The sequence below is a fragment of the Olleya sp. ITB9 genome (genome assembly GCF_001315805.1).
Classification (GTDB): domain Bacteria; phylum Bacteroidota; class Bacteroidia; order Flavobacteriales; family Flavobacteriaceae; genus Olleya; species Olleya sediminilitoris.
The window spans coordinates 25997-41171 of sequence record NZ_BCBW01000019.1; the positions used below are offsets into that span (position 1 = coordinate 25997).

Annotated in this window: 17 protein-coding genes and 1 tRNA gene; 10 read left to right on the forward strand and 8 right to left on the reverse strand. The window is 30.9% G+C overall.

The window, feature by feature from the left end:
* Window positions 1-93: 93 nt before the first annotated feature.
* The 4 genes from ITB9_RS05160 to ITB9_RS05175 form a co-directional block, all read right to left on the reverse strand.
* Window positions 94-169: transfer RNA gene (locus ITB9_RS05160), tRNA-His, on the reverse strand.
* A 76-nt stretch (window positions 170-245) separates the two neighbouring features.
* Window positions 246-962 carry a bacillithiol biosynthesis deacetylase BshB1 gene (gene bshB1, locus ITB9_RS05165; RefSeq protein WP_028606434.1) on the reverse strand — a complete coding sequence of 239 codons (717 nt, stop codon included), beginning with the start codon at window positions 960-962 and terminating at the stop codon, window positions 246-248.
* Window positions 963-967: 5 nt separating this feature from the next.
* Complete coding sequence (rlmF, locus tag ITB9_RS05170; protein ID WP_261975560.1) at window positions 968-1861, reverse strand: 23S rRNA (adenine(1618)-N(6))-methyltransferase RlmF; 894 nt, start codon at window positions 1859-1861, stop codon at window positions 968-970.
* Window positions 1862-1872: 11 nt separating this feature from the next.
* Window positions 1873-3024 (reverse strand): PLP-dependent aspartate aminotransferase family protein, encoded by a 1152-nt coding sequence (locus ITB9_RS05175; RefSeq protein ID WP_028606436.1) that lies wholly within the window; start codon window positions 3022-3024, stop codon window positions 1873-1875.
* 140 nt (window positions 3025-3164) lie between these two features.
* On the opposite strand from ITB9_RS05175, the gene ITB9_RS05180 reads away from it, so the two are divergent.
* Window positions 3165-3536 carry a hypothetical protein gene (locus tag ITB9_RS05180; protein WP_054851414.1) on the forward strand — a complete coding sequence of 124 codons (372 nt, stop codon included), beginning with the start codon at window positions 3165-3167 and terminating at the stop codon, window positions 3534-3536.
* 1 nt (window position 3537) lies between these two features.
* Here ITB9_RS05180 and ITB9_RS15585 read toward each other — a convergent pair whose 3' ends face one another.
* Both ITB9_RS15585 and mscL read right to left on the reverse strand, forming a co-directional pair.
* Window positions 3538-3696 (reverse strand): hypothetical protein, encoded by a 159-nt coding sequence (locus ITB9_RS15585; protein ID WP_187294254.1) that lies wholly within the window; start codon window positions 3694-3696, stop codon window positions 3538-3540.
* 4 nt (window positions 3697-3700) lie between these two features.
* A complete protein-coding gene (gene mscL / locus ITB9_RS05185) occupies window positions 3701-4147 on the reverse strand; it encodes a large conductance mechanosensitive channel protein MscL (protein WP_028291202.1) in 447 nt (148 codons plus the stop codon).
* Window positions 4148-4471: 324 nt separating this feature from the next.
* On the opposite strand from mscL, the gene ITB9_RS05190 reads away from it, so the two are divergent.
* Window positions 4472-5275: a hypothetical protein gene (locus tag ITB9_RS05190; protein WP_054851415.1), complete on the forward strand. Its 804-nt coding sequence runs from the start codon at window positions 4472-4474 to the stop codon at window positions 5273-5275.
* A 264-nt stretch (window positions 5276-5539) separates the two neighbouring features.
* Here ITB9_RS05190 and ccsA read toward each other — a convergent pair whose 3' ends face one another.
* Both ccsA and ITB9_RS05200 read right to left on the reverse strand, forming a co-directional pair.
* On the reverse strand, window positions 5540-8761 hold the full coding sequence (gene ccsA, locus ITB9_RS05195) for a cytochrome c biogenesis protein CcsA (RefSeq protein ID WP_054851416.1): 3222 nt from the start codon (window positions 8759-8761) through the stop codon (window positions 5540-5542).
* 91 nt (window positions 8762-8852) lie between these two features.
* Window positions 8853-9257 carry a group III truncated hemoglobin gene (locus ITB9_RS05200; RefSeq protein ID WP_054851417.1) on the reverse strand — a complete coding sequence of 135 codons (405 nt, stop codon included), beginning with the start codon at window positions 9255-9257 and terminating at the stop codon, window positions 8853-8855.
* Between the two features lie 58 nt (window positions 9258-9315).
* On the opposite strand from ITB9_RS05200, the gene ITB9_RS05205 reads away from it, so the two are divergent.
* The 8 genes from ITB9_RS05205 to corA are packed head-to-tail and all read left to right on the forward strand — an operon-like array spanning window position 9316 to window position 15060.
* Complete coding sequence (locus ITB9_RS05205; protein ID WP_054851418.1) at window positions 9316-10074, forward strand: Rossmann-like and DUF2520 domain-containing protein; 759 nt, start codon at window positions 9316-9318, stop codon at window positions 10072-10074.
* Window positions 10064-10594 carry an HAD family hydrolase gene (locus tag ITB9_RS05210; RefSeq protein WP_054851419.1) on the forward strand — a complete coding sequence of 177 codons (531 nt, stop codon included), beginning with the start codon at window positions 10064-10066 and terminating at the stop codon, window positions 10592-10594. The genes ITB9_RS05205 and ITB9_RS05210 overlap by 11 nt, the downstream gene beginning before the upstream one ends.
* An 8-nt stretch (window positions 10595-10602) precedes the next feature.
* Window positions 10603-10917: a hypothetical protein gene (locus ITB9_RS05215; protein WP_054851420.1), complete on the forward strand. Its 315-nt coding sequence runs from the start codon at window positions 10603-10605 to the stop codon at window positions 10915-10917.
* A gap of 23 nt (window positions 10918-10940) precedes the next feature.
* Window positions 10941-11876: a geranylgeranylglycerol-phosphate geranylgeranyltransferase gene (locus ITB9_RS05220; protein ID WP_028291209.1), complete on the forward strand. Its 936-nt coding sequence runs from the start codon at window positions 10941-10943 to the stop codon at window positions 11874-11876.
* 2 nt (window positions 11877-11878) lie between these two features.
* Window positions 11879-12472, forward strand: a complete 594-nt coding sequence (locus ITB9_RS05225; protein WP_054851421.1) for a Maf family nucleotide pyrophosphatase — start codon at window positions 11879-11881, stop codon at window positions 12470-12472.
* 27 nt (window positions 12473-12499) lie between these two features.
* The gene (locus ITB9_RS05230; protein ID WP_054851422.1) at window positions 12500-13408 is read left to right on the forward strand and encodes a hypothetical protein; all 909 of its coding nucleotides are present in this window, start codon (window positions 12500-12502) and stop codon (window positions 13406-13408) included.
* Window positions 13409-13440: 32 nt separating this feature from the next.
* The gene (locus ITB9_RS05235; RefSeq protein WP_054851423.1) at window positions 13441-13971 is read left to right on the forward strand and encodes a mechanosensitive ion channel domain-containing protein; all 531 of its coding nucleotides are present in this window, start codon (window positions 13441-13443) and stop codon (window positions 13969-13971) included.
* Window positions 13972-13980: 9 nt separating this feature from the next.
* Entirely contained in the window at window positions 13981-15060 is a 1080-nt protein-coding gene (gene corA, locus ITB9_RS05240; protein WP_028606444.1) for a magnesium/cobalt transporter CorA, read from the forward strand.
* Window positions 15061-15175: the final 115 nt, after the last annotated feature.

The following is a 15175-nucleotide window of genomic DNA, read 5'->3' on the forward strand; positions in this document are numbered from 1 at the left end:
TCCCGTAATTAAAATTACGGGATTTTTTATGTCTTATTTGTAAATTTCTATAAACAAAAAAAGCTTCTCTTTTCAGAGAAGCTTTTTACTTTTGGGTGGAAGACCGGGTTCGAACCGGCGACTTTCGGTACCACAAACCGACGCTCTAACCAGCTGAGCTACAACCACCATTTGTGCGCATTTAATAATGCGTGTGCAAAGGTAATTTATTTACTAGTTATTACAAATATTTTTAATAAAAATTTTTATTTTAAATCAAATAAACTTTCCACAGCGACGTAACGCTCTACATTATAACCTTCTGCGTAATCAACATTTATAATTCTTCCTAGGTCTTGAGCTCTATATTTTACGCTATCTGTAAAGTTTTTGCTAGAAATTGGTGTTTCAGGCTCTTTACTATCAGGATCAAAAAACTGAGTTTTGTAAGCTAACACACTTTTTAACTTAGTATCCATATGACTGGAAACATCTACTACAAAGTCAGGTTCAATGGTTTTCCATTGTATGTAATGGTACACTTGTTTTGGTCTCCATTGCTTTTGTGGTTGACCATCAATACTAGTTTCAATTTTAATTAAACCACTTAAAAAACAAGCATCACTAACTAATTTACTTCCTTTACCATGATCTATATGTCTATCGTCAATAGCGTTACATAAAATAATTTCTGGTTGATACTTACGTATCATTTTAATAATTTCTAACTGATGTTGTTTGTCATTAATAAAAAAACCATCAGCAAATCCTAAATTTTCTCTATAGGATACACCTAATATGTTTTTAGCATCTTCAGCTTCAGCCTTGCGTGTAAATTCTGTACCACGTGTTCCTAATTCTCCTTTAGTTAAATCTACAATTGCAACAGTTTTTCCGTTTGCAATTTCTTTAGCTATGGTACCTCCTGCTCCAAGCTCGACATCGTCTGGGTGTGCACCAAATGCTAATATATCTACTTTCATTGTTATTATTTTTTATTCCAATTTTGTTTTTGTTCTTCATTTAAAAAAGTCCAAGCAACAATACGACTTTTTTTATTTCCTATATTCATTGCTATAGTCATTACTGATGTGGCTCCTAACTTTTTAAGAGATTGGTTCATGGTCTTAATATTATCTTTATTAGAAACCAAACTAGTATACCAAAAACTGCTTGTTTTTTGTAATGAACTTTCGTAAAGATAAGTGTGCAAAAAAGCTTTTTCTCCTCCTTTATACCATAACTCATGAGCTTGTCCTGCAAAGTTACGCACCATTTGATCTGTAGGTTTACCTAAACCTTTCAGTTTACTTGTTGTTGCTTTAATTGCATCTGCTTCGTTTTTAAAAAATGGTGGATTACACATCGTGATAGTAACCTTATCATTTTCATTTAAAACATCCTGCAATACATGTGTATCGTCTGTTTGCTTTTTAAGCTTAATTTTATTTTGTAAATTGTTTTTATTAATAATGTTTTGTGCAGACTTTATTGCGTCATCATTACTGTCTACAGCTATAAAGTTCCAATCATAACTTGAGGTCCCTAATAAAGGGTAAATGCAATTTGCACCTGTACCAATATCCATAATAGTAATGTCTTTATCCAATTGTGACCGTTGTAATAAGTCTGATAAATGATGAATATAATCTACACGACCAGGAATTGGAGGACACAAAAAATGATCTGGAAAGTCCCAAAAAATTATATCGTAATGCGTATGCAATAGTGCTGCGTTTAAGGTTTTAACCGCTTTAGGATTTGCAAAATCGATAGTTTTTTTATTATTGGCATTTGTAAACACAAAAGATTCTAGTTTTGGGTGTACTGTTGCAAGTGTTTCAAAATTGTAATCTTCAGAATGTTTATTTTTTTTATGCACAACTTTTAGTTTTATTGGATTGTTTTTATCGCTTGTTTAATGTCTTGTTTTAAGTCTTTAGTTTCTTCTATTCCTAATGAAAATCTAATTAATCCATCAGAAATCCCTACAGCTTCACGCTGTTCTGGTGTTAATAATGCGTGTGAAGTTTGTGTCGGAGACAGTATTGTACTTTCTACACCTGCAAGACTTATTGATGGTTTTATTAATTGTAATTGTTTCATGAATTGATCAGAATTAATACTGTCTATCAATTCAAAAGACAACATAGCACCAAAGCTTTTCATTTGTAATTTAGCTAATTTATGTTCTGGATGACTTTTTAGTCCAGGATAATATACCGTTTTAACAAAAGATTGTTTGTCTAACCATTTTGCCATTTTTAAAGCATTTTTACTTTGTGCTTTAACACGTAATCCCATGGTTTTCATGCTACGCTCCAACATCCAAACAGTAAAATCGCTTAAACTACCACCATAATTTTTAGACACATGCCAAATTTTTTCCATATGCTCATGACTTCCTGCTACTGCACCAGCGCAAATATCTGAATGACCACCAAAATATTTAGTTGCAGAATGCATAATCAAATCTATACCAAATTGCGCTGGATTTTGATTAACAGGACTTGCAAACGTATTATCAATACTAGTTACAATATTGTTTTGCTTACCTAATTTTGCAATTGCTTTAATATCTGTAATAGTTAGTAACGGATTAGAAGGTGTTTCAATATGAATTAGCTTTGTATTAGGTTTAATTACTGCTTCAAAATCTTCAACTTTATAACCATCTGTAAAAGTAAATTCTATATTTAGCTTAGGAAACTCTTCTCTTATAAAATTTGCTGTTCCTCCATATAATGTATTTTGTACAACAATATGATCACCTGATTTTAAAAAGGCTAAAAACATATGACTGATTGCTGCCATACCTGAACCAAAAATCATTGCAGTTTCAGTAAACTCTAATGCTGCAATCTTTTTTGCTAAATATTCTTGATTTGGTGTGTTAAAATATCTTGGATATCGTTTTACATCAACATCCATGAATTGATAAGATGAAGATAGATATATTGGAGAAATTGCACCTTTGAACTGATCATCAGGCACTTCTCCAACGTGTGTGCAAATGGTATTTAAACCTTGTTTTTTTGCTTTCATTTAATACATAATTTTAAACCTGTAATTTACTAATTTAATACTTGAATATTTAATAGTAAGCTACAATTATATAAATAACATGTTCAGATTTAACGACTTATTAACTTAATCTGATTTATTTTTTTTGTAAAATATTGATTATGATAGCACAAGACAAAACTACACACGAAGACATTTTACAACAATCTATTAACCATTTAGAATTTTTAGGTTTTGAAAACATTAAAGCAGATTTAACTGGTTATGAGCAGCCAAAAACCTTTATAAAAAAGGACAACAATTTAGTTATGACACCAGATATTACTGCTTATAAACGAACCAAAAAATACTACTTTGAACTTGGGTTAAAAAGTGAGAAGCCTAAATTATTAAAATCTAAATGGCGTTTATTAGATGTTTTTACAAGAATGAAAGACCATAGATTTAAAATTATAAGCACAAAAGGACATTATAGTTTTGCTAACACTATAATTAAGGAGCTAAATCTTGATAAAACACTAATTAAATTATAGTTTAATTACTATCATCCTCTTTTGAAGCGCCTTTTATAATTGCTTTAAGACGTTGTTTTCTGAGCAACTCTTCTTTTTTCTTTTTGTTAATCTTTTTAGCCATTAACTTAGAGTGCTTTGCTTTATTTTTAGTGTTTTTTTGACCTTTTGGTTTTGGCATGACCTTATTTTTTAGATGCTTTTAGTAAAGAATTTTGCTCTTCCATTAACTCTGATAATCTTGACAGTAATTCTATATCCTTAGGAGTTTTAACAGTTTTATTTTTAACATCTTGAGACTTATCTCTTAATCTATTCATAGCTTTTACAACTAAAAACACTGTAAATCCTACGATTAAAAAATCTAAAAACACCTCAAATAACTCTCCATAATGCACTGCTACTTCTTGAGTAGTAATTACACCCTCGTTATTTGTAATAGCATCTCTTAAAATTAAGCGTTTATTTTGAAAGTTTAAACCATCTGTCATTAAAGATAAAGGTGGTAAAAACACTTTTTTAACCAATACATCTATTACCTTATTAAAGGATGCACCTATAATAATACCAATAGCCATATCCATCATATTACCTTTTACTGCAAATTCTTTAAACTCTTTTAAAAACTTCATACTATATCATATTATTTATGTCTCAAAGTTAATAAAGATTACTAATCAAGTCATTTTTGAAGCTGCTAAAACTATATGATTCTTACTTAACACAAAGCATTGCTTTATGTTTTGTCAGAAAATCACTCGATTATCTGTTTATATTGAATAAAAAAGACTAGACAATACACTTAAACTAATTTACATGCATTTAATCGAATAACAAGCTTCTGATTCTTGTGGAAAATGCATTTCATCGAAAAAAAACGCAATTCATGGTTTTAATTCAAAATAAAATGTAACTTTGTCGAAGAAATTTACCGTTTAACCGACAAAAAACTAATTATGAAAAAATCTACTTTACTATTATTACTTTTAATTTGTAATAACATATTCGCTTTAAACTCAAATATTACTTCAGAAAACACAAACAATGCATCAAGCAGTGTTCAAATATTAAGATTAGAATATACTTCTCCAAATGGAGCTGTCAGAGAACTTGTTTTAGGTTTTACATCTAACAATATTGCTACAGAAGGTGTTGATTATGGTTATGATGCTTCAGTTATTTTTCCTCAATCCAATGATTTAAACTGGATTATTGAAGGTAATAGATATGTTATACAAGGTGTAGGTAGTTTTGATGATAGCAAACAATATTTACTAGGAATGTATAATGAAACTTCTGGAACAGCACAAATTGCATTAACAAGCTTAGAAGGATTTACTAATGATATTGATGTTTACATACACGATGCTTTATTAAACACCTATACTAAAATAAACGATACTGCTTATACAGAAACTGTAGATGCAGCAGATTACACAGATCGCTTTTACATTACTTTTAGTCAACCAGAAACAACGGATGAAAATAATGACAATATATCATCTTTAGATCCAAAAAAGAAAAAGAAAGCTAAAGTAGGTTACCTAATTAACTCTGGACAATTAAAAGTTACTGCTCCAGATAATGATACAATAAAAGAAATTAAAGTTTACAATTACAACGGTAACACATTACAAATGGCTAGAAATATAAATGCTAAACAAACGTATCTAAATTTTGCTAGCGAAGAAAAAAACATAATACTACATATTACTACTGAAAAAGAAACTATAATTAAGCAAATTGTATTGAATAATTAATCATTTAGTTATCACCAACAACACTTAAAAGACTTGCTAGTATTAGCAAGTCTTTTTTTTTATTAAATACACACAATACTTAAATGTAATAGAAACAATTACCTAAAAACTTCAAGCTTCGGATTAAAAACACACATGTTATTTGTATCCAAAGCCTTGATACACCTATATAAAATCAACCTCTCCTTTTTTATAAGTACTCCTTAAAACAAAAAAAACTCACTAATAATAGTGAGTTTTTTTTCATGTAAAAGTAAATTCTTTTTATTTCTTATAAAACTTAGCGTACTTTCTATAAGAAAACACAGCTAATATTGCAATAATCACCAATGCAATTCCTATAAATTTAAAGCTTACAATTTGATCTCCACTTGCATAACTATGCAATCCTGATAAGTAAAAATTCACTCCAAAGTAAGTCATTAATATACTTCCAAAAGTAATTATTGACATTAAATTAAAGAACCAACGTCCACGTAAACCTGGCACTAATCGCATGTGAATAACAAATGCATATAACATAATACTAATTAAAGCCCAAGTTTCTTTTGGATCCCAACCCCAATATCTTCCCCAACTTTCATTAGCCCATTGACCACCAAGGAAGTTCCCTATGGTTAACATGACCAAACCTACAGTTAAAGACATCTCATTAATTATAGTTAATTCTTTTATATTTAAATCCATTTTAGCTTTATTGTTTTTGTTGGTCAACAAAATTAAAACCAAGGATACTATTCCTAATATCATACCTAAAGTAAATGGACCATAACTTGCTACAATTACAGCAACATGTATCATTAACCAATAACTATTTAAAACCGGTTGAAGATTTGCAATTGCTGGATCCATCCAGTTCCAGTGTGCTATCATTAAAATCATGGCTGTCACAAATGCTGTAGATGCTAACGTTAAGTCACTTTTACGACCAAAAGCTAAACCAAAAAACATTGTAGCCCAAGCCACATAAATCATAGACTCATAAGCGTCACTCCAAGGTGCATGACCAGAAATGTACCAACGCGCTATTAAACCTAAAGTATGCAATACAAACAACCCTAAAATAACAAACTTGAATATAACAATACTTTTGTTTAACCATTTATTGTTAGATTTAAAGATTTGCCATAGTAACAACACAAACAACAAAGTTCCTGCATACATGTACCAACTAAACAGTTTTTTAAACACATCGTACTTATTATATAAAATTTCAGTATCAATCTTATCATCACTAAGCATTACGCTAGCTCCAACTTTTTTCTGTGAAACTTTAAAAGCATCTAATAATTTTTCAGCTTTAGTAAAATCACCAGTTTTTTTGGCTTCATTTAAAGTTAATAAATACCAATCAAAACCAGAACCTATAAAACTACCATAAGTTGTGTCTTGTATTTTTTGGTTAAACCCTTCGTTTTTATATTCAAAAGGAGAAATCCATTTATTGTTTTCATCATCAGGAACAGGAAAAATCTTTAACGATCGACCTTCAATAGCATTACTTAAAAGGTTGATGCGCTGATTAGCCTCTATAAACTCTTTTTGTATTCCTGTTTGTGCTTTTACTGCAGAAGCTTCTTCTAAATAAGAATCTAATTTATACTGAAAATTGTCATCAAAAAAGTCTAACATTGTTGCGTATTTCTGACTTTTATCCAACCCAATAATTCCTCTAATAGAATCTGCTTTTTTGGGTGCCAAATAAATTATTGGCACGTTATACCAAAGCATTGGACTTTCTAGAATACTCAAAAACACTTGATTAGAAGTTAAACCTTCATAACCTTCGTGCTTTGTTAGTTTTCTAACCAATTCTGACGCATACGTATCAACTGGCATCATACGACCATCTAGATCCTGTATTACTAAACGTCCAAACTTTTCGGCATGTTTAATAGGAGCCACATTAGCTTTTAAGATAGAATCTATTTGGGCTTTTGTTGGTCTACTATTTGGCGCAACAGCAACTGTCTCGTGATCGTGACCATCGTCTTCCGTATGTTGCTCGTGTTGTGCAAAACCACTTAAACTAAAACATAATAAAAGTAATGTAGCCGCTTTTGCTTTTTTGTTTTTAATTTTTTCTAAACCATTTTGTAAATCCCTAAATCTTGTATGGTTAGCAAATAAAATTGCCATCATGCCAATGTATAACAAAAAGTAACCTAAATAGGTCACCCAAGTTCCCCAATAATCATGATTTACAGACAAAATGGTTCCTTTTAAATCTTTATCAAAATCGGCTTGAAAAAAACGATAACCTCTATGATCTAGTATATTATTCATATATATATGAAAATCAAAATCACCTTGTTCTTTATCCAATACAGTTACCTTACTTTCGTAAGAAGAATAGTTATTATCTGTACCAGGAAATTTTTCGGCAATAAAATCATTTAATTTAACTTCAAAAGGTAATTCTAAAACTTTAGACCCATATTTTAAAGCTATATCTAAACCACCAACAGTAACTTGTTTAAAACGATTATTAGACCATTGACTACCCAATAATTTAATTTCTTTAGTTTCGCCATTAGCAGACACATTTAAAACAACTGCATTATCATCTTGTTTAAGGAAACTTGCCTTTTTTACAACATCAAATTTTCCTTTTACAACAGGTTTAGGAAACACCAATTGCATGTCTCCAATTACGTATCTAGAACGCAACATTAAAGGCTGAATACTATCTTTAATTAATCGACCTTGACTCATGGTTGCCATTTGCAGATATTCACCCTCAAAAGGAGACTCAACCATTAAACCATTTTCGGTGGTTGTAATGTTTACTGCACCTTGAGTTGGTTTATCTAAAGCAATTAAAAGGTTGTGTATGTTTTCTACACTACCTTGTTTTAAGAAGTGATTATGTGGTCCATTACCTCTAGCTTCAACTATTTTTAAATAATTTTCACCAGAATCATCCGGAACAACATCTTCTTCTGCTCCAATAAAAAAATCTGTTAATTCAAAATTTACTGGAGTACCATTGTAAGACGCAGTATAATCGAAACTATTAGTCATACGACCAGAAAAATCTACTTCTTCTTCTACAGGTAAACGCTGTGGTACACCGTCAATTTTATAATCACCATCAATATAAGCTGTGATGTATGTTTTTTGAGATAAAAAGCCACTTTCAGTTTCACCTTCTCTGATAGCTATCATTCCTTCAAAACCAAAATAACGTGTAATTCCAGCACCTAAAATGATAAATATAAAAGCCAAATGCAGCAATAATGTAGCCCATTTTTCTTTTCGTAATAATCTAAATCTAAAAATATTACCAATAAAATTAACCATAAATAATACCATAATGGCTTCAAACCACCAAGCATTATAAATTAAGTTTCTGGTATAAGGTGTTGGAGAGGTATCCATGTTTCTGTCTAAAAGCGTTCCTGCTGCCATAGCAACAGCAAACACAATAAATAAGACAGATGTCAATCTAGTAGAAAACAAGATTTTGGCAATTCTATTTTGCATAATAATAGGCCTTTTTTAGCTCGTGCAAAGATAATTGTTTTTGTTGGTTTTAATTCCTCAAAAACTTCCAAATCTTGTGTTAAAATTACTGTTAAGCCTTTTGCCTAGCTTCAAAAATCTTTAAGTACATAAAGGTCCCCATTTTTCTTGCTCGACGTTTAGCGTTATCAGCAATTTCACCTTCAAAATATTGATCGATGGTTGCATACCATAAATTCAACCAAATACCAAAATGCATTTCGGTAATAGTGTGCTTCATTTTAGCATCTACTTTTTCATGAGCTTCCAAAGGATTACCAACATATTTATGTGCTAATTTTTTACCAATAAACAAACTAGACTCCCAAAAGGTCGTTAAATGGTTTAAATGACTGTCCCAATCTGTAATAACGTCATTAAAAATAGGACCTAATACATTATCTGCTCTTACTTTTAAATAAAACTGATCTACTAAAAGCCTAACATCTTGACGGTTTGATATAGTTTTCCTATTCATAATAACAAAGATAAAGTTTTGCGCTTCTAAATTTCTATTTTCTTAGTATTTTAGCGGTATGATTAAAATAGTTTTGCTTGGCGCAGGAAATGTTGCCACACACTTATATAAAGGCTTTAAAAAGGCTAATACTGTCAACGTTGTGCAATGGTACAACCGAAACTTAAAAAGTATTGAAACTTATAAAAATGAGGTTAAAATCACAGACAACGTAAACAACTTAATTGAAGCTGACGTATATATTATTGCTGTAAATGATGATGCTATACCAGAATTAAGTAGCACACTACCCTTTGAAAACCGATTGGTAGTACATACCTCTGGTAGTGCAAGATTATATGATATTGACCAAAAACTTTATAGAGGCGTTTTTTACCCATTACAAACCTTTAGTAAAGCTGTCGATTTAGATTTTACAACTGTACCAATTTGTATAGAAACCCTTAGAAAAAAAGATTTTAAATTACTGGAAACACTAGGACAAAGCTTAGGCTGCGTCACCTATAAAGTAAATCCAAAACAAAGACCAGCTTTACATCTTGCTGCTGTTTTTGTTAATAATTTTACAAATCAAATTTACAGAATAGCACATGAAATAACTGAAAAACAAGGTGCTGAATTTGACATTTTAAAACCATTAATTACCGAAACTGCAAGAAAAGTCCAGGAAGTATCACCTTACATGGCACAAACAGGACCAGCAAAACGAAACGATAAAAAAACCATTAAAAGACATTTAAAGTTATTAGATAATCCAGAACATGAAGCGATTTACAAACTAATGACAGAATCTATAAAAAAAACCCATGGACACTAAAAGTTACAAAGAGTATTTACACCAAATTACAACCTTCATTTTTGATGTTGATGGTGTTTTAACCAACGGAATGATCACAATTACTTCCACTGGTGAGATGATAAGACATATGAATGTTAAAGATGGTTATGCTATGAAACAAGCCTTAAACCATGGTTTTAATGTTTGTATTATATCTGGAGGCACAAACGAAGGTGTACGCACTAGATTAAACCACTTAGGTATTAAAGATGTATATTTAGGTGCACACCAAAAAGTTGTACAATTTGACGAGTATTTAAATAACAATCAAATTAAAGCCGAAAATGTATTGTATATGGGAGACGACATACCTGATGTACCTGTATTAAAACAAGTTGGTTTATCTAGTTGTCCACAAGATGCTGTACCAGAAGTCAAACGTGTTTCTAAATACATATCTCACAAATTAGGAGGAGAAGGTTGTGTACGCGATGTCATAGAACAAGTACTAAAAGTACAAGGTAAATGGGATAGCGATTTTGACGCACAAACGTTTTAATAATTATTTTGAAACACTCTAAAAGAAGACATAACATTGGATTTGGATATATTGGTTTTGGCAACAAAACTTGGGCATTTAACCAAAAATCTAAAACACCTTTCTCTAAATTAAAATCTCATTTGAATTCTGAATCCAATAAACAATTCAAATCTGATTTTAAAATAGATAAACTCTCTGAAATAGAAAAATTGCAAATAAAAAATAAAATTAGAAGACAAACAAAACACCAAAACAATATTGCTATTGCTACAACAATAGTTTTGCTTATTATAATTACTATATGCTGCATTAAAATGTTGGAAGGTGTATTATTCAAATAATTTTTATTTAAAACATATACAACTTGAAATTACTACAACTTATTAGGTTTAAAAATTTGCTACTAATAGCATTAGTACAAATATTGATTAAGTATGCCTTATTCCCATCGCTAAGCATGTTTATTGACGGAACATCGGTTTTTGTATCTACTACACTAGATCCCTTTCAGTTTATACTTTTAGTAATTTCAACACTTTGTATTGCATCAGGTGGTTATATTATTAATGATATTCTTGATGTTAATGCAGACTCCATAAACAAACCAGACCAACTTGTTATTGGCAAACACATTTCTGTAAACAAAGCCTACAATTATTATATGATATTTACGGTAATTGGTGTCGTTTTAGGGTTTTATTTATCTCATGCTGTGGGTCAAAGTAGCTTTTTTGCAATATTTGTTATCATAGCAGCCTTACTTTACATTTATGCTACTTTTTTACAGCAAATACTACTTGTTGGCAACATTGTTATTGGTTTAATGGTTGGTTTAAGCTTAATTATAGTTGGTGTTTTTGACTTACTGCCTGCTGTAACACCTCAAAACCAATACTTACAATCCTCAATGTTTGAGGTTCTTTTTGACTATTCTGTTTTTGCTTTTATTATAACATTAATCAGAGAAATTGTTAAGGACATACAAGACGTTGATGGCGATTATAAAGCACAATTAAAAACCTTACCAATAGTATTAGGTATTAACAGAGCTTCAAAAATTGCATTTGTAATAACAATAATAGCCATAGGTATTTTAATTTACTATTTAGCTGCTTTTCTATACATGCAAGAAATAGTTGTTGTCTATTTTTTAATAACCGTCATAGCTCCTTTAGTTTACGTTGCAATCAAACTGTTTACTGCCGAGAAAAAAACAGAGTTTAAAAATATAAGCAAATGGCTTAAAGTAATCATGTTATTAGGTATACTATCAATGGTCATTCATCTTTTAAACAAATAATTATGCTAAACCAAAAACTAAAAGACAGACATATAATATTAGCCTCAGGCTCACCAAGACGACAACAATTTTTTAGAGATTTAGGCTTAGATTTTGAAGTTCGTTTAAAAGACACTAAAGAAGATTACCCTAAACATTTATTACACTACCAAATCAGTGATCATATAGCCGAGCTTAAAGCTATTCCGTTTATAGATCAACTTAAACCTCATGAAATATTAGTTACCAGTGACACCATTGTTTGGCACAAAAGTAAAGCTTTAGGGAAACCACAAAACAACGATGAAGCCTACGCAATGTTAGCCTCATTAAGCAATGATACTCACGAGGTCATTACATCTGTAAGCATACGTACTAAAAACTTTCAAAAAACCGTAAATGCTGTCACTAAAGTCACGTTTAAAGAATTTACTGATGACGAAATCTGGCATTACGTAAACACCTATGCGCCTCTGGACAAAGCAGGATCGTATGGTATCCAAGAATGGATTGGCCAAATTGGAGTTATTAGTATAGAAGGCTCCTTTTTTAATGTCGTTGGTATGCCAACACACCTTGTTTATGAAACGTTAAATACCATTGCTGACCAATTTTAGAATTGTACTTTTATAGTAAAACAAACTATGAAAATCCTAAAATACACTACAGTAATTATAATAGCTCACTTGTTATTTAGCTGCAACAATCAGCCCGAAAGTACAACTAAAACAACAGCAAAAGCAGAAACAAAGGATACTAAATCCACAAAAACACCTGCTTTCAAACCTAATAAACTATTTAATGACTATTGGTACCAAGGTCAAGCCGAAATCACCTCATACCAATTAGACCAAGCTCGTTATGGCGAAATACGTGACGGAAAAGCAGTTTTGGTCTTTGTAACCGAACCCTTTCTTAAAGACCAACAAGTCAAAGCAGACCAAAACACTTCACAAAACATAAACGTTTTAAAACTAAATGCCACAAAAAAATTTAATACAGGTATTTATCCTTACAGCATAATGCAAAGCACATTTTACCCAATAGCCAATAACCAACACGCTATAAAAGTTAGTGCATCAATGCAAGAATGGTGTGGACATGTATACACACAACTAAATAATCGCGAGCAATTTCAAATCAGCTCTCACTCTTACTTTCAAGGTGAAGCAGATCAAAATTTCAACTTAGACAAAGCCATTTTAGAAAATCAACTGTGGACACAATTACGTATCGACCCTAAAAGTTTACCTGTTGGTGATTTTAAAATCATACCAAGTTTAGAGTTTACTAGACTAACCCATAAACCCCTAAAATCTTATAACGCTTTCGCGGAAATAAAGCCAGGACAGTACACGCTAACTATAGCCGATTTAGATAAAAAGCTAGTCATCAACTTCAGTCCTAAATTCCCGTATACTATCGAATCTTGGCAGGAAACCATCAACGGTCTAACTACAAAAGCAACAAAATTAAAAACCATAAAATCTGCCTATTGGAACAAAAAAAGTAACGCAGATTTAGAGTTAAGAAAAACACTTAAATTAGAATAAAAACTATATTTGCCAACTTATTAAAACGCTATATGTTTTTTAAAAATTTACAATCAGAAATTTTAGCATCAGCTATATTGTTATTAGTTTTTATAGTCATTCGTTTACTATTAAAAATTTCAATAAAAAAAATAGGTCGTAAAAGCGGAATTAATGATGCAAGAATTGGTTTAATATCAAGATACACCACCTTTACCCTTTTTTTGGTATTCCTTTTAATACTTGCTTATATATTTGGTGCAGAACTAGAAAACTTAACCGTTATATTTTCTTCTGTATTTGCAGTTTTAGGTGTTGGATTATTTGCAGTATGGTCAATATTAAGCAACATAACATCTGGTATAATCATGTTTTTTTCGTTTCCTTATAAAGTAGGTGACAAAATAAAAATACACGATAAAGATGCTCCAATCGAAGCTATTATAGAGGACATTAGAGCCTTTCAACTATTACTAAGACAAGATGATGGAGACTTAGTAACATACCCAAACAACCTAATTCTGCAAAAAGCTGTAACTTTAGTTAAAAAAGATGCTATCGAGCATTTTGGTGACATGCACTAGGTAAACATTATGGCTAAAAAAAGACAAAAAAAGCGTACCCAAAATTATAAAAAACATCTAGGTCAAGTACCAGGTGCATTAGTGTATACAGGTGCCAAAGACAATAAACAATTACAACTTCATGCTTTTGATTATAATGAGCATGATTATAAAGAAGCCGATTTATCTTCTGTCGAAGAAGCATTTAGATTTAAAGATTCTGAAACCGTAACTTGGTTTAATCTAAACGGTTTAAACTTTATAAACCAAATCGAAAAAATTGGACAACATTACAATCTTCATCCTTTAATATTGGAGGATATTGTAAATACATCACAACGACCAAAAATAGACGAGTATAAAGACTACTTTTTTATAGTTTTAAAAATGATGTATTATGACGAATCTGAAAAAATAGTCTCAGAGCAAGTTAGCATGGTCATGGGTAAAAATTACGTTTTGACTTTTCAAGAAGCAGAAGGAGATGTTTTTAACGGTTTAAGAGAACGTATTAGACATAAAAAAGGACGTATTCGTGATGAAGGGTCCGACTATTTACTATATGCGTTAATCGATGCTATTGTTGACCATTACTATGCTATTATTGAAACCATGGGTAACAAAATCGAAGATCTTGAGGACGATTTATTTACGGGTTTAACGCAAGAGGAAATCTCTCAGCAAATACAAAACTTAAAACGAGAAATTTTAAAAATTAGACGTGCTATTTTTCCACTTCGCGAGATAATAAATAGACTAGAAAAAAGCGAAGGTCCGTTAATAGAAGAAAAAACCACACACTATTTTAGGGACGTTTACGACCATATTATTCAGGTAACAGAAAACATTGACATTTACCGAGAAATGATTTGGAGTTTAATGGACATGTACATGACAACTATCAGTAATAAAATGAACGAAGTCATGAAGGTATTAACCATAATGGCTACTATCTTCATACCACTAACCTTTATTGCTGGTGTCTATGGTATGAATTTTAAAAACATGCCTGAACTAGAAAACCCTGACGGTTATTATATTGTTTGGATAGTCATGATTGCTATTTTTATTGGTATGGTTGTTTATTTTAAACGTAAAAAGTGGTTGTAAGCTAATAGACATAATCTAAAATAATTTCATTATTAAACCTTTTAATATTGTCAGTTTTCAACTTTCACTTTGTGTTAATTTAAGTTAAAGAAAACTAAAAATCCAAAAATCACTA

Bases quoted from the DNA above. Each gene is read 5' to 3' on its own strand.
- mscL (WP_028291202.1), bottom strand. From the start codon at position 4,147: ATGAAGTTTTTAAAAGAGTTTAAAGAATTTGCAGTAAAAGGTAATATG.
- ITB9_RS15585 (WP_187294254.1), bottom strand. From the start codon at position 3,696: ATGCCAAAACCAAAAGGTCAAAAAAACACTAAAAATAAAGCAAAGCAC.
- ITB9_RS05180 (WP_054851414.1), top strand. From the start codon at position 3,165: ATGATAGCACAAGACAAAACTACACACGAAGACATTTTACAACAATCT.
- ITB9_RS05175 (WP_028606436.1), bottom strand. From the start codon at position 3,024: ATGAAAGCAAAAAAACAAGGTTTAAATACCATTTGCACACACGTTGGA.
- ITB9_RS05200 (WP_054851417.1), bottom strand. From the start codon at position 9,257: ATGAATAGGAAAACTATATCAAACCGTCAAGATGTTAGGCTTTTAGTA.
- ccsA (WP_054851416.1), bottom strand. From the start codon at position 8,761: ATGCAAAATAGAATTGCCAAAATCTTGTTTTCTACTAGATTGACATCT.
- ITB9_RS05210 (WP_054851419.1), top strand. From the start codon at position 10,064: ATGGACACTAAAAGTTACAAAGAGTATTTACACCAAATTACAACCTTC.
- ITB9_RS05190 (WP_054851415.1), top strand. From the start codon at position 4,472: ATGAAAAAATCTACTTTACTATTATTACTTTTAATTTGTAATAACATA.
- bshB1 (WP_028606434.1), bottom strand. From the start codon at position 962: ATGAAAGTAGATATATTAGCATTTGGTGCACACCCAGACGATGTCGAG.
- ITB9_RS05205 (WP_054851418.1), top strand. From the start codon at position 9,316: ATGATTAAAATAGTTTTGCTTGGCGCAGGAAATGTTGCCACACACTTA.
- ITB9_RS05235 (WP_054851423.1), top strand. From the start codon at position 13,441: ATGTTTTTTAAAAATTTACAATCAGAAATTTTAGCATCAGCTATATTG.
- ITB9_RS05230 (WP_054851422.1), top strand. From the start codon at position 12,500: ATGAAAATCCTAAAATACACTACAGTAATTATAATAGCTCACTTGTTA.
- corA (WP_028606444.1), top strand. From the start codon at position 13,981: ATGGCTAAAAAAAGACAAAAAAAGCGTACCCAAAATTATAAAAAACAT.
- ITB9_RS05225 (WP_054851421.1), top strand. From the start codon at position 11,879: ATGCTAAACCAAAAACTAAAAGACAGACATATAATATTAGCCTCAGGC.